The 20,676-nt window shown below is 66.3% G+C and carries 19 protein-coding genes and 1 tRNA gene; 10 read left to right on the top strand and 10 right to left on the bottom strand.

The window, feature by feature from the left end:
* The first annotated feature begins 337 nt into the window (after positions 1-337).
* From D187_RS52170 to D187_RS12520, 5 genes are all read left to right on the top strand, one after another.
* Entirely contained in the window at positions 338-886 is a 549-nt protein-coding gene (locus tag D187_RS52170) for a transglycosylase SLT domain-containing protein (RefSeq protein ID WP_076606150.1), read from the top strand.
* Between the two features lie 17 nt (positions 887-903).
* The gene (locus D187_RS12535; RefSeq protein WP_002623335.1) at positions 904-1,500 is read left to right on the top strand and encodes a hypothetical protein; all 597 of its coding nucleotides are present in this window, start codon (positions 904-906) and stop codon (positions 1,498-1,500) included.
* 126 nt (positions 1,501-1,626) lie between these two features.
* Entirely contained in the window at positions 1,627-2,352 is a 726-nt protein-coding gene (locus D187_RS57005) for a hypothetical protein (RefSeq protein WP_211241502.1), read from the top strand.
* A 24-nt stretch (positions 2,353-2,376) separates the two neighbouring features.
* Entirely contained in the window at positions 2,377-3,480 is a 1,104-nt protein-coding gene (locus D187_RS52165; RefSeq protein ID WP_081713667.1) for a peptidoglycan-binding domain-containing protein, read from the top strand.
* Positions 3,477-4,037 (top strand): hypothetical protein, encoded by a 561-nt coding sequence (locus D187_RS12520; RefSeq protein WP_043429561.1) that lies wholly within the window; start codon positions 3,477-3,479, stop codon positions 4,035-4,037. Before D187_RS52165 ends, D187_RS12520 begins: the two co-directional genes overlap by 4 nt.
* 101 nt (positions 4,038-4,138) lie before the next feature.
* On the opposite strand, the gene omp85 is transcribed toward D187_RS12520, so the two are convergent.
* The gene (omp85, locus tag D187_RS12515) at positions 4,139-5,305 is read right to left on the bottom strand and encodes an Omp85 family outer membrane protein (protein WP_002623338.1); all 1,167 of its coding nucleotides are present in this window, start codon (positions 5,303-5,305) and stop codon (positions 4,139-4,141) included.
* A 162-nt stretch (positions 5,306-5,467) separates the two neighbouring features.
* Between omp85 and D187_RS12510 the strand changes: the two genes are divergently transcribed.
* Both D187_RS12510 and D187_RS12505 read left to right on the top strand, forming a co-directional pair.
* Positions 5,468-7,054: an alkaline phosphatase family protein gene (locus D187_RS12510; protein ID WP_002623339.1), complete on the top strand. Its 1,587-nt coding sequence runs from the start codon at positions 5,468-5,470 to the stop codon at positions 7,052-7,054.
* The gene (locus tag D187_RS12505) at positions 7,051-8,133 is read left to right on the top strand and encodes a lysylphosphatidylglycerol synthase transmembrane domain-containing protein (RefSeq protein WP_002623340.1); all 1,083 of its coding nucleotides are present in this window, start codon (positions 7,051-7,053) and stop codon (positions 8,131-8,133) included. Before D187_RS12510 ends, D187_RS12505 begins: the two co-directional genes overlap by 4 nt.
* 51 nt (positions 8,134-8,184) lie before the next feature.
* On the opposite strand, the gene D187_RS12500 is transcribed toward D187_RS12505, so the two are convergent.
* The 7 genes from D187_RS12500 to D187_RS12470 all read right to left on the bottom strand — a co-directional run bounded on the left by D187_RS12500 (position 8,185) and on the right by D187_RS12470 (position 13,542).
* Positions 8,185-8,268 (bottom strand) — tRNA-Leu (locus D187_RS12500).
* A gap of 102 nt (positions 8,269-8,370) precedes the next feature.
* A complete protein-coding gene (locus tag D187_RS12495; RefSeq protein WP_002623341.1) occupies positions 8,371-8,748 on the bottom strand; it encodes a 2Fe-2S iron-sulfur cluster-binding protein in 378 nt (125 codons plus the stop codon).
* A 1-nt stretch (position 8,749) separates the two neighbouring features.
* Complete coding sequence (gene hscA / locus D187_RS12490) at positions 8,750-10,594, bottom strand: Fe-S protein assembly chaperone HscA (protein ID WP_002623342.1); 1,845 nt, start codon at positions 10,592-10,594, stop codon at positions 8,750-8,752.
* A complete protein-coding gene (gene hscB / locus D187_RS12485; RefSeq protein ID WP_002623343.1) occupies positions 10,591-11,220 on the bottom strand; it encodes a Fe-S protein assembly co-chaperone HscB in 630 nt (209 codons plus the stop codon). Before hscB ends, hscA begins: the two co-directional genes overlap by 4 nt.
* An 88-nt stretch (positions 11,221-11,308) precedes the next feature.
* A complete protein-coding gene (locus D187_RS12480; RefSeq protein WP_002623344.1) occupies positions 11,309-11,704 on the bottom strand; it encodes a HesB/IscA family protein in 396 nt (131 codons plus the stop codon).
* A 34-nt stretch (positions 11,705-11,738) separates the two neighbouring features.
* A complete protein-coding gene (gene iscU / locus D187_RS12475) occupies positions 11,739-12,140 on the bottom strand; it encodes a Fe-S cluster assembly scaffold IscU (protein WP_002623345.1) in 402 nt (133 codons plus the stop codon).
* 40 nt (positions 12,141-12,180) lie between these two features.
* The gene (locus tag D187_RS12470; RefSeq protein ID WP_245591715.1) at positions 12,181-13,542 is read right to left on the bottom strand and encodes an IscS subfamily cysteine desulfurase; all 1,362 of its coding nucleotides are present in this window, start codon (positions 13,540-13,542) and stop codon (positions 12,181-12,183) included.
* A gap of 360 nt (positions 13,543-13,902) precedes the next feature.
* Here D187_RS12470 and D187_RS12465 point away from each other — a divergent pair, with 360 nt between their 5' ends.
* The 3 genes from D187_RS12465 (at position 13,903) to D187_RS12455 (ending at position 17,914) form a co-directional block, all read left to right on the top strand.
* Entirely contained in the window at positions 13,903-15,453 is a 1,551-nt protein-coding gene (locus D187_RS12465) for an SPFH domain-containing protein (RefSeq protein ID WP_002623347.1), read from the top strand.
* Between the two features lie 140 nt (positions 15,454-15,593).
* A complete protein-coding gene (sitA5, locus tag D187_RS49800; protein ID WP_002623349.1) occupies positions 15,594-17,270 on the top strand; it encodes a SitA5 family polymorphic toxin in 1,677 nt (558 codons plus the stop codon).
* Positions 17,271-17,281: 11 nt separating this feature from the next.
* Positions 17,282-17,914, top strand: coding sequence for a hypothetical protein (locus D187_RS12455; protein ID WP_002623350.1), 633 nt, complete (start codon positions 17,282-17,284; stop codon positions 17,912-17,914).
* A 133-nt stretch (positions 17,915-18,047) separates the two neighbouring features.
* On the opposite strand, the gene D187_RS12450 is transcribed toward D187_RS12455, so the two are convergent.
* Positions 18,048-18,944 carry a DUF2381 family protein gene (locus tag D187_RS12450; protein ID WP_043429558.1) on the bottom strand — a complete coding sequence of 299 codons (897 nt, stop codon included), beginning with the start codon at positions 18,942-18,944 and terminating at the stop codon, positions 18,048-18,050.
* Positions 18,945-18,949: 5 nt separating this feature from the next.
* On the bottom strand, positions 18,950-20,665 hold the full coding sequence (locus D187_RS12445) for a serine/threonine protein kinase (protein ID WP_002623352.1): 1,716 nt from the start codon (positions 20,663-20,665) through the stop codon (positions 18,950-18,952).
* Between the last annotated feature and the right edge of the window lie 11 nt (positions 20,666-20,676).

Genomic DNA, 20,676 nt, shown 5'->3' with positions numbered 1-20,676 from the left:
TCGCGTCTGACTTGCCTCAAGCGGGAATCGAGGATGGTTTTCAAGAAATCATGACGAGGTAGCTGCCATCAAGCAGCCCTATCTCCCTCCGCCTCTCGATGGACAACTACACCGCCATGCGCCACCCTTCCATGGCGTGCATTCTTCTCTGTCTGTGTTGCGAGTTGATGTGTGTTTGTGGGTTGCGGTGGCGAATGTCGAATCGTGGACAAAAGCTCCCCATCGGCACTTGTTCATCGACCACGTTCTCCAAGAACATCTTCCCGGGGTTGAGTGACGGCAGAGACCGATCGACGCAACGGAACCGAGATGAGAGCAGTGGGGGACGAAGGATCACATGGCCGAGCCTCATACGAAAAGCAAGGTCGTAGCGGAGAGCGCATCCACGACAACTCCCACATCCAATACCGAGCGCAAAGTTGTTCCTATCAAGAAATACGATTGTGATCGGCTATCCCTTGATGAAATCAAGAAAATCGTCAAGGAGCACAACAAATCCAAACAGCCGGATGAATTCATCATCTGTCAGATCTACAAGGAGAGTGATTTTTATCCTTGTGCGAAGAGTTCTGAGTCTACTGCCTCTGGGTTCATGGGGTTGACCGTCACTGCGGTGATGGACGTTATTGGGCAGAACAAGGGGGAAACGAAGGAGCAATGGAGGGCACGTGCGAGGACCCTTCACAGTGGGCTGACCAAGGAACAGAATATCGAGTACGCAACCAAATACCTCCAGATGCGGATTGATCGGGCTGGAGACCTCGAAAAGGGAGTGAATGGTTACGGCACTGGAGCCGGGTATTCGACCAATATCAATGCTTGTGCCGAATGCATGAGGAGGTCTGGTGTTGGAGTCGCCTGTCTGGAGAAGATCCGGAAGTGGTAGGACTTGCGAGGAGCTGCATGGACACGCTGAAGAAGAACAGGCTCATGGTCTCCTTGCTCGTGGTGCTTGCCTCGATGGGAGTGGCCGAGCCGGTGGCTGCGGCGACTTTGGTGCGGCTCCAGGGTCTGTTGAAGCCGGGGGAGGAACTGCTGGGCTATCTGGAAGGGTGCGGTGAGCGAGGGTACGGCGCCTTGTTGGCAAGCAGTGTTGAGGCGGCCTCCCCGGGGGATTCCTCGCGGTTGGTGGTGTGGTCTTCCGAACAGGGGGAGCAGTCAATCTCCCTGGACGAGAACTTCGAGCAGCTTGTGTGCCACGGAGACTTCCTGGTGGCTTCGGGGGAGAGTGGTTCCGCTCTCAACGTCCTCATCATGGATCTCCGGGGGGCACAGCCCATGGTGTCGCTGCGAGAGCGCTCCCAGCAGCCGCCCGTATTCCTGCGCCGGGGAGATGATGTGCTGGTCGCGCTCGTCAAACAGATGCGGATGCCCGCCGGGAAGAAGTTCCTGCTTCCCTCGGATGGCGATGTCTACAAGTTCGAGCCGGCAAATGGTCGATTCCGGCTCCTCGCGCACTCGCGCTGGTCCAAGCTTGAGCAGTATGGGTCCTGTAAATAGAGGGAGACCGTCGATATGCCTGCTGCCGGCCGTGTTGGCGATAGATCACATGTCCCTGCGGACTCACACGGATGCCCCTCTTGCCCGCACTCGGCAGTGGGGCCTGCCGTGTCGGGCTCACCAGACGTGTTGATTAACTTCAAACCCGCGTTGCGAGTGGGAGATACGGGCAACCATTCCTCCTGCTGTGGCCCCAACACCTGGCAAGCTGCTACCGGTGCGTCCAGTGTCATCATCAACAGCAAGCCGGCGCACCGTCAGGGTGATGCGGTCGCTCATTGCGGTGGGCATGGACAACTGATTGAAGGCAGCCCGGACGTCATTATTGGCAATGATGTATACCAAGCCACCTCCATGGGGATGCTCTATGACGAGGCATTCATCCTGGTGGATGAGAAGAACGGCACCCCTCTGCCAAATCGGCGCTACCGCATCACCCGAGAGAATGGCGCGGTGCTCGAAGGCGTCACGGATACCAGGGGCCACACCGAGTTGGTGCAGAGTACGTACCAAGAAAAGTTGCGTATTGAGATCCTGGACCCGGAAATCGATTACAACACATTGGAGGACGAGCTGGAGACCTTCCAGCTCAAGGTTGTGGATTCGAATGGCAAGCCCCTGGCGGGTCATCCGGTGACTGTCCTCCATGAGGGACGGAGAATCAATGTGACACTGGATGAGCAGGGAATCGCGTGGCTGGAAGGACTCGATCCAGGTCTGCCCTGTGAAGTCCTGGTCGACAATCATGGATGTTTGGCAACCCATGGGGCGGCGGAGATGCCGAACAATCCAGAGTCCCTACCGGACTACATGCCAGGTTCGTGTGGTCCAGATGATTCCCACGGTTGTTGAGAGTCGCTCGCGCTAGGAGGAAACATGGCTGGAAACGCTGGCGTGGCGCAAGGGACTAATCCCACTACCGCGGTAGTCGTCGCCAAGGGGACGGTCACGGTCGTGGCCTTCCCGTTGAATTATTGGGAGTACTCGGGACTTCAACTCTATTTCAAGAGCAAGAAGGACAACAGCATCGACAATACGGCGAGCAAGAAATATAAGCAGGCCGCTACCGCTCCTCATGATTACGTGGTGCAACTCCAGAAGGACCTGATCGCGCTGAACTACCTTCCGGCCAAGGATGACTACCGGGATGGTTACTTCGGGCCCGAGACCCAGCGAGCTGTCGCCCGCTTTCAGCGGCACGCCGCGAGGCCCTATCGGATGCCTCAACCAGACATTGGCACGGGGGAGTGCTTTGCTGGAGGCGAGACCGGTGTTTGTGACTTCGCTACAGCCCAGGAAATCCGCAAATGGATCTCGAAGAACTGGACGCTTCCCCTGGCCAGATTCCCACTTCGGGCGATTTCGGTTGTAGGGGTCGTTACAGGCGGCAAGCTGCGAGAGGATGCAGCCGCAGCGTGGGGGGAGATCGTCACGCTCGCCCAGGCACAGGGCGCCACACTCGAAGGCCCTTATGGAGACACCACTCGTGTGCTTCAGCGGATGACCAAGTCGGGCACGAGCCGGTACAGCTTCCATTATTGTGGCCGCGCTGTGGACATCAATCAGGCCCTCGGCGGAGGCAACGGACAACGCTATTTCATCGTCAAGGAGGCTTCCGGCCAACAGATGTACTGGCGGATCTACTGCAAGACAGCCAATTCGAGTGGAGCCCACATCAAGGCGCTCACCAAGGGGCAGGTCAAGTACTACAGTTTCTTCAATGGGAAGGACATAGACATTCCGGCTGGGAACTACGTGGACTTGACGACGTTGATCGAGTCTTCGGGCAAGTTCGAGCGCATCAAGGCCCAATCGGGCTGGGAAAAGGACTACAACAAGACCGAGTGGTGGCATTTCCAATACATCGTCGCCAAGCAGGCCACGTTCTTGGATGAGATGGAACTCATCGGGTACTCGGAGCAGCAACTCCGCATTGCCGGGTGGAGCAATGATGCGATGCTGGATCACCCACCGGGATGAAGGGTCTCCTCGTGCTCTTACGGAACGTGCGCTATCTGCTGTTGTTTCTCTCGGTCGCTCGCGCGGATCCATCTCCAGCGCTGACTGTCCAACTCGAGTGCCTTGATGCCTGGAAGGGCGGCAACCTCCAGGAGCAGGGCGGCGGCCCCATGGGGGCTCAGTGGAACACAGAGGCGGTGGTGTGCGAGGCTCGCATTGAGGGGACTCCTGGCGATGCTGTGCGGAGTGTGCACATGATGCTCCAGGTAGGACAAGGCAACGAGATGCTCATGGTGGGAGAACTCTACGTTCCCGCCCATCCCCAGCGGACATTGGCCATGGCGGATGCGCAGTCCCAAGCCAAATCAATCCAGGCGGCAGCCAGTCCCATACGCACCTTCTTCATCCCAGATCCTCTTCTCGCACGAACGCTGCGCAAGAAGTCGCGTCAACCAGGGACCGGAGCAGAGGTCTACATCGTACACTTTGTGCTGACCGCGCGAGGGCTCGATGGCAAAGGGCGAGTTGTTGCCAGGGCCCGGGATGAAGTGAAGTCGGAGTTCGCCTTCGGTGAGTAACAAGTGCAAAGAGTTCGTCATTGCTCGACGCGGCATTGACGCCTCGAAGGGTCTGGGTCGCCACCGTTGGGTGGTGGAGCGGACCCTGGCGTGGTTGCGGCCTAGAACATGTGGCCGAAGTTGATGTACACGCGGTGGCGCAGCGTCTCCGGGGACATGGCCCAGTCGAAGCGTACCACGGCCGCGCGCCGGGCCACGCGCAGGCCCGCGCCCACGCCCGGATGCAACATCCACCAGGGGCCGTCCGTCACGCCCGGGTGCCACACGCGCCCCACGTCCACGAAGGCCACGCCGCCCGTGTAGACCGGCGCGCCGAACAGGTTGAAGTCGAAGGCGCGCACGCGCAGCTCCGTGTTGGAGAACGCCTTGACGTTGCCCGCGAACCGGTTGCGCTCGATGCCACGCACGCTGCTCATTCCGCCAATGCCTTCCGAGACGCTCACCCCGCCCGTGTTCACCCACTCGAAGAAGGGCACCTCCCCGAACAGCGCGTCCAGCGTCAGCCGCTGGGCGAGCACCACCCTCGAGCCGAACTGCCAGAAGCGCTTCTCGCTCAGCGTGATGCCCCCGTACTGGTAGCGGCTGCCCGTGGCGGTGCCCGACACGCGCACGCTCAGCTCCTCCACGCCGCCACGCACCGGATCCGACTCGTTGTCGCGCGTGTCCCACATCACTCCCGCGGACACCTGCCCGGTGGGCCCGCCCTCGATGCCCACGGGCTTGAGCTCACTGAGCATCGAGGACTCGAAGGTCGACACCTGGGTGTAGCGCCACGCGTAGCCCACGTACGTCTGCAAGGGGTGGCTCTCGCCGAGGGGCCGACCGCGCAGGCGCATCCACGCGCCGGGCGAGCCCTTCTTGTAGTTGAAGCGCTCCTGGTTCTCGTTGCCGCGGAAGTCCTGCGCGGACACGTTGCCCGCCCCGTAGAAGGGGCTGAGCAGCTCGCGCCGGTACTCCAGGCGCAGCTCCAGGCGCATGGGCCCGATGAGCCGCGGCCCGTCGTAGCGCAGGTAATGGTTCTGCTGTCCCCGGCTGGTGAACATCGCCTGGATGGCGATGGCATGCCGGTAGGGCACATAGCCTGGCGAGTACAGATAGGCGCCCGCCACGCCACCATAGGTGAAGCCCAGGTCGGAGTTGTAGCTCACCAGGGGCACCACGATGGCGTCCGCGCCCTTCTCCTTCTGGACGGGCGCCTCGAGGGCGGAAGTGGTCGCGGGAGAGGGGGCCGTGGCCAGCGTTGTCAGCAGCAGCGCGGTCGAAAGCATGCCGACTCAAGGTGCCATGCCCAGGGTGATGGGGACTATGACCCGCTGAACACGGCCCGCCTGTCTGGCCGCTCTGCGGCGGAGCATCCAAAGCGCCCCGGTTCGCACGGCTGGCGGCTCCCTTCGTGCACATCTTCCCGGCCGGGGAGGGGAAACGAAACCGTGAACGAAGTCATCAACCCGCAATTGCAGACGTGGGCCCGCGAGTACGTGCGCCAGGTCGGCTCGAAAATGAGCCCCTTGTCCGCTTCACGTCAACGCAAGCTGCTGATCGTCCATCTGGATGGTGTGCCCAAGGCGCACCTGGAGGACGCCGTCCGTACCGGACAGATGCCGTTCTTCTCCAAGCTCGTCACCTCGGGCGCCTACGCCATGGACGATGCGTTCTGGGGCTCGCCCGCCTCCACGCCCTTCTTCCAGGCGGGGCTGCTCTACGGCATCCGCCATCCCAACCTGCCGGCCTACAGCTGGTTCGACCGGGAGCTGGGGCGCAAGGTGCAGATGAACACCCCGGTGGACGCGCTCGCCATGGAATCGCGGCTGGGGCGCAGCGCGGGCTCGAGCCTGCTGTCCGAGGGCGGCCATGCCTACTTCGCGCTCTTCCGCGCCGAGGCGCGCAACCGGCTGTGCATGACCACGGTGGCCAGCTACAAGACGATGCTGCGCAGCATCAAGTACGAGTTCGAGGGGGTGCTGGCGGGGCGCACGCGCAAGCCCTTGTCCTACCTGCGCTCGTTCGGCAAGGACGCGTGGAACTCGTTCCGCGAGGTGTACCGGTGGGCGCGGATGCAGCGCGACTGGCGCCACGAGCAGGGCTACCTCGTCAGCCGGGTCTTCCTGCAGCGGCTCGGGTGGAGCTTCGCCCACACCAAGGCCATGGTGGACATGATCCGGGGTGTGCCCTCCATCTACCTCGTCTATGGCAACTACGACGAGGTGGCCCACCGCCGCGGTCCCCGCTCGGAGCAGGCGCTCACGGAGCTGCGGCGCGTGGATTCCTACCTCGCCGAGCTCTACGCCGTGTCCAAGGCGGTGGAGCCCGGCTACGACATCGTCTTCCTCACGGACCACGGCCACGTGGACAGCGACGCCATCGAGCGGCGCACCGGGCAGCGCCTGGAGAAGCTCCTGCTGGAAGGGGCGCCCCTGCCGCTGTCCGAGGACGTGCGCCGGGGGCTGCTCGACGGCCGTGCGCTGCCCGAGCACGTGTCCCTGAACGCGCCCGAGGAGCCGGTGGTGGTCGAGTCCGGCAACTTCTCGCACGTGTACCTGACGCGGCGGCGCGAGCCGCTGGAGGCCGCGCAGCTCGTGGCGCGCTTCCCGGAGGTGCTCGGCCGGGCCATGCGCCATCCGGATCTGGGCATCGTGGCGGTGCGCCGCCGGGACAAGGCGGTGGCCATCATCGGGGGCCAGGTGTACGAGGCGCATCAGATCGACAGCGCGCCCCTGTCCTCGGAGTTCTCGCGCCGCGCCGTGGCGGACTACCTGCGCGAGCTGCCCCACATGCCCACCGCGGGCGATCTGGTGCTCTTCGGCCAGGCGGTCTCCAAGGGCGGCACGGTGGGCTTCGCCTGGGAGTTCGGCTCGCACGGGGGGCTCACGCGCACGGAGACCAACAGCGTCATCTGCTGGCCGCGTGAGCTGCCGGTGGATCTGTCCGCGATGAGCCACTGCACCCAACTGCATGATCGGCTGTCGAGCGTCTACCGCGAGGGGCGCCGATCGCTGGTGGAGGTCGCGGCGTCATGAAGAAAGGGGCGGGGGGCCGCACGTTGCTCAAGGTGCTGGCGGTGGTGGTGGGCGCGGTGCTGTCCGTGTTCCTCATCTCCAGCGCCTTCTTCCGGTGGAACTTCGGACCGGGCCCCCTGCTCATTCCGCGCTTCCCGCTGGAGGATTTCATCGAGGATCTGCCCGGGCACCTGCCCTGGCTCATCCCCTTCCTCCTGCTGTCCGCGTCCATCATCCCCCTGCGGGCCGTGCAGTGGCAGACGACGCTGAGCAAGCCCGTGCCCCTGCGCGAGCGCTACCACCTGGTGGCCATCGGCGCCTTCACCCACAACGCGCTGCCCGGGAAGCTGGGCGAGTTCATCCGCTGCTTCCTCCTGTCGCGCACCCAGCGCATTCCCTTCCTCCAGGCCCTGGGCTCGGTGGCGGTGTGCAAGCTGCTGGAGTTCGCGGCGCTCATGGGGCTGGTGGCCCTGTCCTTCCTGGGGCCCTTCGGGGAGAAGATGGCGGAGTTCTCCGGGCCGCTGCGCATCGCCGTGGGGGCGTGCGTGGGGCTGGTGGTGCTGGTGGTGCTGCTGGCCCACTACGCGCTGCCGCTCGCCCGGGCGCTGGGCAGGCGCAACCGGCTGCCCCGGGTGCGCCACCTCCTGGGGCATGTGTCCGAGGGCCTGGGCACCGCGCGCAGCTTCCGGGGCATGGCCCGCACGCTGTTGTTCTCCGTGGGGCCCGTCCTGGCGCCCGCGCTGGCCTATGGGCTGGCCCTGAGGGGCCTGGGCATCTCCGGGGGGCTCTTCGCCGGCACCATCGTCCTGGCGGCCATCGCCCTGGGCCAGAGCCTGCCGGGCGTGCCGGCCGGCATGGGCATCTACTACTTCGTCACGAGCTGGGCGGCGCGCAGCCTGGGGGCCTCGGCCGAGGACGCCGCGGCCTTCGCGGCGCTCACCCACCTGGGCACGCTGCTCAGCCAGGTGTCCCTGGGGGCCATCTCCGTGCGCGTGCGCGGCATCCGCATCAAGGACCTGCGCCGAGGCGGCAGCCTGGCGCGCGAGGCGGCGGGCCACATGGCCCACGAGGCCGTGGAGCCGGCGCACAGCCCCGCGTGAGGGGGCTGAAAAAGAAAAAGGCCCCGACTTTTCAGTCGGGGCCTTCTTCAGTGCCCAGGAGAGGACTCGAACCTCCATGCCCTTGCAGGCGCTAGACCCTGAATCTAGTGTGTCTACCAATTCCACCACCTGGGCAGGTGGCTGCTGCTGCATCGCTGCGGCGTCTCGGCGGTGCGTTGCGTCGACGGGGGCGGTGTATAGATGCCTGAACCGTCCCCGTCAAGCAGTTGTTTCAACCTACTTCTTCAGGGGCCATTTTCCCTCGGACTCGAGGCGGCGGCGCACGATGGGGTTCTCGTCCATATAGGCCGAGAGCGACTCCTCGGTGATCTCCACGTGCACGTCGGTCTGGCCGACCTCGCTCTGGCAGGACAGGCGGGAGTAGGGGCGCACGTCGAACCCCATGTCCAGCCGGTCCATCTCCTCGTCCCGCTGCTCGGAGAGCGACTCGAGGCCCTTGCGCACCCAGACGTGGCAGGTGGAGCAGGCGCAGACGCCGCCGCAGGAGTGGCCCACCTGGGCGCCGGCCTTCTCGGCGGCGTCCAGCAGCGTGGTTCCCGGCGACACCTCCACGGTGACGTCGTCCAGGGGGCTCTTGAAGTGGACCTTGGGCACGTCAGAACTCCTCGACCGAATGGCCCGCGACGACCCGCGTCACGGCCTGGTTCATGATGCGCTCGACGAAGGGCTTGCAGGCCTCGTCCAGGGCGTGGATGGCGTCCTTGAGGGCCTGGGAGTCCTTGCCCTGGGCCAGCTCGCGCACCCGGGCCATGGCGGCCTCGATGGTGGGGCGCTCGCCCTCGTCCACGAGGCTCGCGTGCTGCCCGAACTGCCGCTCCACCTCGGTGAGCACGCGCTCGGCCTCCACGCGCTGCTCGCGCAACTGGCGCACCTGCACGTCCTCCTCCGCGTTGTCGATGGAGTCGAGCAGCATCTGCTCGATCTCCTCGTCGGTGAGGCCGTGGCTGGGCTTGACGGTGATGGACTGGGTGGCGCCGGTGCTCTGCTCCTTGGCGCTCACCGAGAGGATGCCGTCCGCGTCCACCTGGAAGCGCACCTCCACCCGGGCCAGGCCGGCCGTCATGGGGGGAATTCCACTCAGGGTGAAGCGCGCGAGGCTGCGACAGTCCTCCACCAGCTCGCGCTCGCCCTGGAGCACGTGGATGTCCAGGCCCGTCTGCCCGTCCTTGAAGGTGGTGAAGACCTGGCCCGCGCCGATGGGGATGGGGGAGTTGCGCGGGATGAGCTTCTCCACGAGCCCGCCCATCGTCTCCAGCCCGAGCGACAGGGGGATGACGTCGAGCAGCAGCACCTCGTCCTGGCGGTCCACGTTGGTGAGCAGGTCCGCCTGGATGGCGGCGCCGAGCGCCACCACCTGATCCGGATCGATGTCGCCCAGGGGCTCGCGGCCGAAGATCTCGGCGACGAAGCGGCGCACGGCGGGCACCCGGGTGGAGCCGCCCACGAGGATGACGCCGTCGAGCTCCGAGGCCGTCACGCCCGCGTCCTTGAGGGCCCGGCGGCACACCGCGCCCGTCTTCTGCAGGAGCGGGCGAATCCACTCCTCCACGTCGGCCCGGCGCACCGTCTGCTGGTGCGCGCCCACGGTGAGGAGCGTCTCGGGGCTGTCGGTGAGGGCTTCCTTGGCCTTGCGCGAAGCGGCCAGCACCTCGGCCACCAGGGAGGGGGAGGGAGTGGCCTGACCGAGCGCCTCCAGCACGCGCTGGGCGATGGCCCGGTCGAAGTCGTCCCCGCCGAGCGCCGAGTCGCCGCCGGTGGACTTCACCTCGAAGACGCCGTCCACGAGCTTGAGGATGGAGATGTCGAAGGTGCCGCCGCCCAGGTCGTACACCGCGAAGGTGCCCTGGCTGCCCTTGTCGAGCCCGTAGGCGAGCGCCGCGGCGGTGGGCTCGTTGAGCAGGCGCAGCACCTCCAGGCCCGCGAGCCGGCCGGCGTCCTTGGTGGCCTGACGCTGGGCGTCATCGAAGTAGGCGGGCACGGTGATGACGGCCTGCTCCACGCGGCCGGAGAAGTGCGACTCGGCGCGGCGCTTGAGGGCGCGGAGGATTTCCCCGGACACCTCGATGGGGGTGACGGGCTGGCCGCCGGCCACCTCGAAGCGCACCACCTTGCCGCCGGAGGCGAACCGGTAGGCGCCCAGCTTGCGCGTCTCCGGATCGTCCGGGCCGCGGCCCATGAAGCGCTTCACGGAGACGATGGTGTCCGTGGGGTGCTCGGCGGCGAGTCCCCGGGCGCGCGCGCCCACCACCACGCCCCCGTCCCGTCCGTAGTGCACCACCGAGGGCAGCAGGTTGCTGTCGCCCTCGTCCGCCACCAGGCAGCGGGGCTTGCCCTGGATGACGCCCGCCACGAGCGAGTTCGTGGTGCCCAGGTCGATCCCCACCGCGTGCCCCTTGGGCTTGAGCGGGTCATGAATCTGCAGGAAGCCGTTCTTGCTCACGCCAGCATCTCCTCCTCGAACGCGTCCACCTGCTCGAGGAAGCGCGTGAAGTACCGCACCCGTCCCAGGGCGTGCGACGCCTTTTTCAGTACCGCCTCGTCCACGGGCCCCTTCTCGAGCACGCGCAACGACTCCACCGCCTCCTGGAGGGCCGCGGAGCGCTTGCCCTCCACGTCCCGGGCCATCGCCTGGACGCGCGCCTGGTCCTTCGTCTCCATGGCCCCGTCGAGCGCCTCGCGCAGCTCCATCACCTCCTCGAGGAACTCCAGGGGCATGTTCTTCTGGGCGGCGGTGTCCTCGCGGTCCAGGTCCACCCCGTGGAGCGAGAGCAGGTAGAAGGCGCGCCGGGTGGCGTCCTTGAGCGTCTTGTAGGCCTCGTTGAGCGCGGTGGTGTGCTCCAGCGACAGTCGGCGCTCGCGCGCCTCGGCCTGGGCGAAGCGGTCCGGGTGCAGCCGCAGGGACAGCTCCCGGTACTGCCGCTCCAGGGCGGCCAGCTCCACGTCCGGGCTGGGGGGCAGGCCGAAGATGGCGAAGTGGGTGGTGCCGGCGATCCGGCCCGCGATCTTCCCGCAGGCGCCGCAGAACGGGCTGCCCTCCGACGCCTTGTCACAGTTCCAGCACTTCACCGGGTGTTTCCTCTCGACGGAAAGAAACGACGAGGGCCCGGCGATTGGCGGCCGGGCCCCCAGGATTGCGTGGTGGGTGTCGCGTGCGTCAGACGGAGAAGCTCTCTCCGCAACCGCATGCGCCCTTCACGTTCGGGTTGTTGAGCTTGAACCCGGAGGCCATCAGCGTGGACTCGTACACGATCTCCGTGCCGATGAGGTACAGGTAGCTCTTGGGGTCCACGAAGACCCGCACGCCCTCGCGCTCGAAGATCTTGTCCTTCTCGCGCGGCTTCTCCGACCACTCCATCACGTACGCCAGTCCCGAGCACCCGCCGCCACGCACCGCGATGCGCAGCCCCGCGTCGGGCGTCTGCCGCTCCGCGAGCAACTTGCGCAACTGCTCCACCGCGCTGTCATGCAGCGTGATGCCCCGTGCCGGTTTGGCCGCCGGGGTCACAGGCGCCGTCTTCTGGCCCGTCTGCTCTGTCGCCTGCTCGTTCATCACGCGCCTCCTGACTGCTCTTTCGGTTGTCCGCTCAGGCCGGCTGCTGCCGGCGCGCGTCGCGCTTCTTCTTGAAGTCGTCGATGGCGGCCTTGATGGCGTCCTCGGCCAGCACCGAGCAGTGGATCTTCACCGGCGGCAACGCCAGCTCGCGCGCCACGTCCTTGTTGGAGATGGTCAGCGCCTCGTCCACCGTCTTGCCCTTCACCCACTCGCTCACCAGCGAGCTGGAGGCGATGGCCGAGCCACAGCCGAACGTCTTGAAGCGGGCGTCCTCGATGATGCCCTCGTCGGTGATCTTCAGCTGCAGGCGCATCACGTCGCCGCACGCGGGAGCACCCACCAGACCGGTGCCGACGTTGGGATCCGCCTTGTCGAGCGAGCCGACGTTGCGGGGGTTCTCGTAGTGGTCGATGACTTTGTCGCTGTAGGCCATGGGGAACTCCGGGGGGATTGGGGTGGGGGGAGGGCGCGGACTAGTGCGCCGTCCACTCGATGCTCTTGAGGTCGATGCCTTCCTTGGCCATCTCGTACAGCGGGCTCATCTCGCGCAGACGGTTCACCTTGTCCACCATGAGCTTGATGACGAAGTCGACCTCTTCCTCGGTGTTGAAGCGGCCGATGCCGAAGCGGATGGAGCTGTGCGCCATGTCCTCTTCCACGCCGCACGCGCGCAGCACGTAGGAGGGCTCCAGCGAGGCCGACGTGCACGCCGAGCCCGAGGACACCGCCACGTCCTTGATGGCCATCATCAGCGCCTCGCCCTCCACGTAGGCGAAGGAGATGTTGAGGTTGCCCGGCAGCCGGTGCTCCTGCGAGCCGTTCACCGTCACCATGTCCAGCTGCTCGACGATGCCCTTGCGCAGCCGCTCGCGCAGGCGCGTGAGGCGCGCGGCCTCCTCGACCAGCTCCTCGCGGGCGATCTTCGCCGCGTGGCCAAAGCCCACGATGGACGCCACGTTCAGCGTGCCCGAGCGCATGCCGCGCTCATGGCCGCCACCATCGATGAGCGGCGCGATGCGCACGCGCGGCTTGCGGCGCACGTAGAGCGCGCCCACGCCCTTGGGGCCGTACATCTTGTGCGCGGAGATGGAGACCAGGTCCACCTGCGCCTCCTCCACGTGGAAGGGCACCTTGCCGATGCCCTGCACTGCGTCGCAGTGGAACAGGATGCCCCGGGCGCGGCACATCCGGCCGATCTCCGCGATGGGCTGCACGGTGCCGATCTCGTTGTTGGCGAGCATGATGGACACGAGGATCGTCTTGTCCGTCATGGCCGCCTCGAGCTTCTTGAGGTCGACCCGCCCGTCCTTCTCCACGTCCAGGTACGTCACGCGCGCGCCACCCGTGGGCAGCTCCGCCCACTGGCGGTACACCGCGTCGTTGTCCAGGTCGTGCTTGATGGCGAGCGTGGCCAGCTCGTCGCGGCTCACCGGCGCGCCCGTGAGCTGCATGAGCCGCAGCGTCTTGAGCTCGTCCAGCCGCTCCTGGCGCACGCGCTCCAGGCGCTTGCACGTGTCGAGCACCGCCTTGTGCTCGGTCTTCAGGGTGATGATGTGGTCACCCTTCTCCTTGTAGAACTCGACCACGCCCTTGATGGCGAGGTTGTCCGACTCGGTGGCGCCCGAGGTGAAGACGATCTCCTTGTCGGACGCGCCGATGAGCGCCGCCACCTGCTTGCGCGCCTCCTCTACCGCCGCCTCCGCCTTCCATCCAAAGGCGTGGTTGCGCGACGCGGCATTGCCGAAGTCCTCGCGCAGGTAGGGCAGCATCGCCTCCAGCACGCGCGGATCCATCGGCGTGGTGGCGTGGTTGTCCATGTAGATGGGCAGCTTCAGCATCTCGGTCGCCTTCCAGGCAGCAGCGGTCGTTCTCGAACCCCAGGGGCGGGGGTAACCCCGTGAGGTCCTTGGTGCTCCTACATCGGCGCACCTAAAGTGGACTGGATTGGTCAAATATAAAAAGGACCCCCCCTCGGTCAAGACGACATGAGGGGCGTGCCTCCAACCCCGTCTCAACCGCGAATCGGAGGGATTCAGTCCACTACGAGGACCGTGGGCTGGGAGGGAGCGATCCATTCCGGGGCACCTGGGCCGGGATGGCGCACCCCGTCCTCGCAACCAGGCCATTTCAGGGCATTCGGGGGCTGGCCGGGAGGCTGCAATCGGGGAAGTCCGCGAGAGACGGGGAGGATGCGGATGGCCACGAACGAGAAGCGAGCGGTGAGGGTGAACGCGGCGGGCGCACTGGCGGTGCGGGTGGGGGGAGGCATGGAGCCGCCCCCGCCGCCCCGGGACGAGGAGTGGGCGCGGGACACGGAGGGGTGGCGGGCGGGCAAGCCGGCGGAGGATCCGGAGAAGATGAAGAAATGGGGGCTCATCACCGCGCGGCCGAGCGAGTTCCTCATCCACATGCGCCGGGGCAGGGTGAGGGAGGTGAGTGGGCAGGGGGCGTCGTGCTTCAAGCTGCCGGGGGACTCGGTGGCGATCGTGCCCACGAGCGTGCAGCGGCTGCGCTTCACGGCGGATCAGGTGACGAGCGAGAAGGTGGGGGTGCAGGTGACGGGGCTGGCGGTGTACCGCATCGTCGAGCCGCTGGTGGCCTTCCGGATGCTCAACTTCTCCTTTCCGGAGCGGGCGCAGGAGAAGCTGCGCGAGCTGCTCACGGAGATGTTCGTGGGCGCGGTGCGGCGGCTGGTGGCGAACCTGTCGGTGGAGGAGTGCCTGACGCGGCGCAAGGAGGGGATCGCCACGGAGCTGATGCGGGAGATTTCCCCGGTGGTGTCGGGGCGGGGGCGGCCGGAGGATCGGACGGACACGGGGTGGGGGGTGGTGCTGGACACGATTGAGATTCAAGACGTGCGGGTGCTGTCGGAGACGGTGTTCGCGAACATGCAGGCGCGCTTCCGGCAGGAGCAGGAGCGGGTGGCGCGCGAGGCGGAGCTGTCCAAGGAGCGCTTCATCCGGCGGGAGGAGGCGGAGGCGGAGCGGCAGATCGCCCTCACGCGGCTGGTGACGGAGGAGGAGGTGCGGCACAAGCGGCGGGCGGCGGAGGAGCAGGCGCAGCTCGAGTCGCTGGCGGTGGAGGCGCGGGTGGCGGAGGCGCGGGTGGCGCAGGAGCACGGGGCGCGGCAGGCGCAGGTGACGCTGGAGCGCGAGACGGCGCTGGCGAAGCTGAACGCGGAGCTGGAGGTGCGCGAGCGCGAGGCGCGGGCGGAGGAGGCGCGGGAGCTGGCGCGGCTGGAGTCCGAGCGGCGCATGGCGGAGGCTCGGCTGGAGAACGCGCGGGCGCTGGCGGCAGCACAGGCCCAGGCGGAGCTGGAGCGGTTGAAGCTCGAGGCGGAGGCGCAGGCGGCGCGGCACGCGGCGGAGCTGGCGAAGCTGCGACAGGAGGAGGAGCGGGCGCGGACGGAGGCGAAGGCGGCGGAGGCCCGGTGCGCCATCGCCGAGGCGGAGCTGGCGCGGGCGGAACTGGAGGCGCGGCAGGCGAGGATCGCCCAGGAGCCGGAGCTGGCGCGGTCGAGGGCGCAGCGCGAGATCGAGAACACGCTGTCGCCCGAGTCCATCCAATTGGAGCTGGCGCGGCAACTGCCGAAGGTGGCGGCGGCCTTCCAGCAGAAGATGGGCGAGGTGCACGTCACGGCGGTGGATGGAGCCAACCCGTTTGGCTACATCGCCGCGGCGGTGGAGGGCGTCATGGGCCTGGCGCGCTCGGCGGGCTTGCAAGTGCCTTCGAAGCGGGAGTCGTAGCGCGAGCCTTATTGAACCGCGCGGCTTGCTCTCTGCCCTCGTGCGCGCTTGAGCAATCCGGTGGGCTTGACGGGCACACCTGCGTTTCCGTGTGATTGCGGCGCGAAGGCTTTCTGCCTCGTCATTCCCGGAGGTGGGCCGTGTCCACCCGTCTTGCTGGCTCGCGCCCATCGAGTGCGCGGCTGCGCCCCTTGCTGCGCGGCTGCTTTCTCCTCGTCCTCTTGCTCCAGGCTGCTTGTGTCACGGGCACTCCACGGGGCCGCGACCGCGACAACTCGTTCACGTCCCCACCGACGACCACGGCAAGTTTGGCCGTCACGGCGGAGCCTGGCCTCGAGTCCGCCACCGTGTACGACGCGGACTTCCTGGAGCCCGGCACTGCCGTCACCCGGCCGGTGCGCATTTCCCGGGCCGAGTTCCAGCAGTCCTTCCTGCGCCTCTCCCGTGACGTGCGACTGAGAGCGAAGACGCCACAAGCGGCCGCTCGGGAGTTGCTCCACCTCTTGCCGCCACCCGAGGGCGTCGAGACGGTGGACAGCACGGGAGACTGGCTGCTGGAGGTGTACCGTGACCAGGCCTACACCCTGGTGCCGGAGCGCCAGGAGGGCCCGGTGGTCCTCACCTCCGCGGCGGATGAAGCCCTGAGGGCCAGGTACCTCCAGTGGTGTGTACCGCGAGGAGGCGGCGATTGCCTGGGCCTTCTGGACGACGGGCCCTATCTGCGCACGGACGACAGGCGGGCGTTCGCCCTGGCCCTGGCTTTCGGCCATGTCCTCGACGAGACGCGCCAGACCCTGGCGCGCGAGCTGCTGGACGTACGGATGCTCGTCTCCACGGTCGTCTGGACGGCGACCCTCTACTGCATGATGTGGGTAGTGCCTGAGCCAACGACCAAGGCCTTGGCCGCCGGCATGACCCTCCTCTTGATGGGTTACCTGGGCCTGGAGACGATGTACGGGCTGATGGACGGCTGGGCCCGCCTGGCCGACACGGCGCACCACGCCAGCACCTTCGAGGAACTGCGCGCGGCGGGCGAGGAGTTTGGCCGGGTGCTGGGCGAGGACGCGGCACGGGCGATGATTCTGGCGGTGGCCACGCTCAGTGGGCACACGTTGAAGCAGGTGTTGCCACGGGTGAAGTCTCTGCCGGGCTTCAAGCTCGCGGGGAAGCAGTGGAAGGCACAGGGCGGCGCCGCCGTCATGAGCCGGGTGGAGGTTGAAGAGACGGCGCTCGCGACGGAGGAGTCCCTGGCCCAGGCCATTGTGGCGGTGGAGACGGTGGCCACCTCTCCACAGGGCCCCCTCGCCGTGGTGATGTTCAAGAAGGGGACGGGCAGTGGGACGGCGAAGGCTCCTGGGGGCCGCTCCGCGCGAACCGTCATTCGCCACCGGGGTGGCAACCGGCAGGTGGAACTCAGCGACGGCCAGCGTTGGCATCTGCCACGCGGCAAGTCGGCCGCGGACCTTCCCGCCCAGGACAAGGTGGGGGACATGCTCCAGGAGGCCGTCACCCAGGCCGCGAACGAGTGGGGGCCGCATAGGCTCAGCCAGAACGAGCGAAGAGCCATCGACGAGGCCTTGAAGAACGGTGAGTATTGGCTGGCGCGGCTGCTAGAGCGTGAGGCCCGAGGGCGCTTCGTGCATGCCAGGGTGGAAACGCAGTTCCGAGCGCGCCTTCAGTTCAATCCCCATGGGGTCGATGTGGTTGACCCCTCTTCGGGTGGCTATAAGTACGAGATTCTCTCCGGAACGGAGTCGAACATGGCACGGCACGGCAGGCGTATGGCGGGCGAGTTCTTCCGGATGCTCACCTTCTGAAAGGGGCGGCCATGGGGTTGCTCACGAATGTCCTCATCGAAAACAAGGAGATGACGAACGAGCGGCTCGAGTTGATGGACAAGGACTCGCTCTATTTCCTTGGTCCGAATCTGACGTTGCGCCACTGCACCGTCGTCCTGAAGGTGCCTGCCAGGCGCCTGCACATCCTCGGAGCTCGCTTCATTGATTGCACCTTTGAGGTGAAGCAGGAACTCAAGAACCATCAAAGTTGGGTGAGTGCATATCTGAAGGGATGTCGCTTCAGGGGGCGGCTGACTGGATGCGATTTCGGGCACTGGCCTGAATACAGTAGCCAGTCGTGGTATGCGTCCGGTTCCATCGAGGATTGCGACTTCACCGAGGCCCAGATGGACTCCTGCCGCATCATGGGCTCCGACCCTGCCACCCTTCGCTTTCCCAAGTGGCCCTGCTTCACCATCCTGGACCCCATTGGCCATGCCGCCGAACTCCGCAGCGTCAAGTGGCCGGGCCGGTATGGTGCTGTCGTCGTGGACGAGCTTCACACTCAACCGGCTCGCACCATGGCGGTGATCGAACACGCCCCCACCATCGCGAAGAAGTTGGGCGCAACCCTAGAAGAACTCCGGGCCGTCATCGAGAAGTTCGACTGCATCGTCTATTGACGGAGCTGTGCCGAGTGTGAGCGGGGCCCTGCATGGGCTGCTTCAGTCTCATGTCAAAAAGAGCGGAAACGACCCCCAAGAACTGGCGCCTGATTCGAGGATGGTTGGAAGACGCGCGTCGCTCAGGAGAAAATCAGGGGAAGGCCACGTGTCCTATCGAGACGCGTCGACTCCCGCTGTCATCCCAGATGTCGAGGGTATAGACCTCCCGGGCCTCGCTCTCCGTCAACTCCGTCTCCATCATGACCCAGTGCCTGGATGTTCCAGGGGGAAGGGGCTTGGCTGTCCAGACGCTCAACTCCTTCGCCTTCTGGCCGGCTCTGCCCAACGCCGCACCCGTGGGCATCCAGGCTGTCATCCCGTGATTGCGCAACTCCACTGCTACCGCCAATCGCAGCAAGGGCTGCCCTGCTTGTTTTCGTGAGGTCGCGGATAGATAGCTGAAGATCCGTCCCCAGGAGATTACCTTCCCCGTGGGGCAGATATTCTCCTTTGAGAGTTCTTTGGCCTTCACGCCGGTCACAGCCAGCGCGATTACCCCCTCGGCAAGCAGCCCGGTGAGGTCTGGACCATGACGCTTGGTTCGTGGCTCTTCTGGGCAGTTCTTCACGTCGGCGAGAGGGTGGACTACCGACACCTGTTTCGCGGCCCAGGAGGGATGGGCAACCAACTCGAAAGTCGCGCTCGTGGGGGTCGAGTCATCCGCGAAGCGCACCTGCACCGAAAAGCGCTCACCGGCCTGCATGTCCGTTGGTGGAATGAACGTGACGCTGCGGTTTCCGACGGCCACATCCACGAAACGCTCTCGCTGTTGCACCTCCACACTCCTTGCGAGCAGAGGTGAATCGAAGAGGAACAGCGTGCCGGACCCTGGATGGATGCATACCTTCGCTGTTCTGCTTCCAGGCTCGGCGGACAGTTCGACACCAAAGGATTCCCCCATGCAGTCCAGGAGTGGTGGGGGCGCTGTGTCGCTGGCGTCCGTGCTCAACACGAGCGCGAGGAGGGACGCAAGAGGCAAGGAGGGCATCGGGCTTACTCGAAGCGCTTTACGGCCATGACCCGCTCGAGCGAGTGGATCAGGACGTTGTCCGGCGTACTCCCCTTCTCCAAACGCGAGCCGCGCAACTGGTCCGAGCCTTCCCAGAGTTCCAGGCACACAGGGTAGCTTTCGCCCGTGGGCAGGATGACCCGGGTGAAGCGGCCATAGACGCGTCCCGGCACCAGATAAAGCCGACCCAAGACAAGGGTTTTGTCCACCAGTCCCTCATGATCTCCCCACACGGAAAGGGTGATCTCTCCCTCTCGCACGGTGAGCGGCCCCCCGTATTCCCGGCTGACTATGGTGCCGTAATCAGTACCAATCTCCAGGCCCAACCTGCCGGTCATTGCCTCGACAGCGCCTGGCGGGCACTCCTCGGGCGGGGGCGGACGCTTGGGCGCCACTTGCTGCTGCGCGCCGACACAGGCCTGCAACGCCGCTCCCACGAGGCCCGCGCACGCACCGCGAGCGGCGACCTTCGCCTTCTGCTTCCTGTCATCCGAGATTCGGTCTGTCTTCTGCTTGTTCACGGGGGAGTCGTCCTGGGTCGATGCCGCGGAAGGGGCGGCGGCCGCGGGGGGTATTCCCGCGCTCCCGTCAGCTTCCGGTGGGAGCCTCGAGGACGCCACTTCCCGTCTGGAAGCCATCTCTTGCGTGGGGCGGGGTCCAGACGACGTTGAACGTAGGGCCGCCCAACCGGCCACCACACCGCCCAGGACCACGCCCCCCCAGAGCACGCTCCGGCGAAGCGCCTTCCAGCTCGGCCAGGGCGGGAGCCCCTTGCTCCTCTGACGTGGGCGCGGCCTGTCCTGCAAGGGAACCCTCCAGGTGTCATCTGCCTGCGCCCGTAGGGTCTCCAGCGCTTCGCACAGGGCCACGGCGCTCGGGTAGCGGTCCTCGGGGCTCTTTTCCAGCAGCTTGAGGCACACGGCGCTCAGGGCCCTGGGCACGCGCGGGTTGACGAGGTGCGGGGGCAGGGGCGGCGTTTCGATGATGGCCCGAATGGAGTCCTCGTCTTCCGTCACCCCGAAGGGATGACGCCACGTGAGCAGCCAGTAGAGCACCACCCCGAGGGCGTACAGGTCATCGGCGGGACCCGCCCGGTAGCGCGCTCCCTTGTCCTGGGCGTGTTCGAGCCGGAAGCGCCATGCCTCGGGGCTGCGGTACTCGAGCGTGCCCGGCGGGAACATGCCGTGGGTGATGGTGGGCGCTCGTGCGTAGTGGCCCGCTCCGAAGTCCACCAGCACCGCTTCGCCATCGCCCTCTCTCACCAGGATGTTGGCCTCCTTGACGTCCCGGTGCACCACCTGGGCATGGTGCGCCACAGCCAGGCCTCGGCCCACACCCAGGATCTTCCCGGCGGCCGTCCATGCGTCGGGATGGTGCTCCCAGGCCCACTCGTCCAGGGGTTTTCCCGGGATGTACGCCAGCCGCAGCCACAGGTACTCGCGCCGCCCCTCGGGCCAGTAGCCCGACCCTCCCAATGAGACGAGATTGAGGTGCTGTAGCCGCAAGAGGATGGCGAACTCTCGTTGTCCCCACGCCTCCGCGCTTCCCACGGGAATGAACTTCACGGCGCACAACCGTCCCGAGTTCGTCTGCCTGGCCAGGTACACGGTTCCGTAGCCACCGGCCCCCAGGAAGGATTGCACCACCATCCCCTCGATCTCGGTGCCCGGGCGCAGATCGGGCAGGCGCCGCGGCTTCACGACTCACTCCC

The sequence above is a fragment of the Cystobacter fuscus DSM 2262 genome (genome assembly GCF_000335475.2).
In the GTDB taxonomy this organism is placed as follows: domain Bacteria; phylum Myxococcota; class Myxococcia; order Myxococcales; family Myxococcaceae; genus Cystobacter; species Cystobacter fuscus.
This window is presented reverse-complemented; position numbering and strand designations above follow the sequence as displayed.

Bases quoted from the DNA above. Each gene is read 5' to 3' on its own strand.
- D187_RS12455 (WP_002623350.1), top strand. From the start codon at position 17,282: ATGGGGTTGCTCACGAATGTCCTCATCGAAAACAAGGAGATGACGAAC.
- D187_RS52165 (WP_081713667.1), top strand. From the start codon at position 2,377: ATGGCTGGAAACGCTGGCGTGGCGCAAGGGACTAATCCCACTACCGCG.
- D187_RS12505 (WP_002623340.1), top strand. From the start codon at position 7,051: ATGAAGAAAGGGGCGGGGGGCCGCACGTTGCTCAAGGTGCTGGCGGTG.
- omp85 (WP_002623338.1), bottom strand. From the start codon at position 5,305: ATGCTTTCGACCGCGCTGCTGCTGACAACGCTGGCCACGGCCCCCTCT.
- D187_RS12520 (WP_043429561.1), top strand. From the start codon at position 3,477: ATGAAGGGTCTCCTCGTGCTCTTACGGAACGTGCGCTATCTGCTGTTG.
- D187_RS12465 (WP_002623347.1), top strand. From the start codon at position 13,903: ATGGCCACGAACGAGAAGCGAGCGGTGAGGGTGAACGCGGCGGGCGCA.
- D187_RS12480 (WP_002623344.1), bottom strand. From the start codon at position 11,704: ATGAACGAGCAGGCGACAGAGCAGACGGGCCAGAAGACGGCGCCTGTG.
- D187_RS12450 (WP_043429558.1), bottom strand. From the start codon at position 18,944: ATGCCCTCCTTGCCTCTTGCGTCCCTCCTCGCGCTCGTGTTGAGCACG.
- iscU (WP_002623345.1), bottom strand. From the start codon at position 12,140: ATGGCCTACAGCGACAAAGTCATCGACCACTACGAGAACCCCCGCAAC.
- D187_RS52170 (WP_076606150.1), top strand. From the start codon at position 338: ATGGCCGAGCCTCATACGAAAAGCAAGGTCGTAGCGGAGAGCGCATCC.
- D187_RS12535 (WP_002623335.1), top strand. From the start codon at position 904: ATGGACACGCTGAAGAAGAACAGGCTCATGGTCTCCTTGCTCGTGGTG.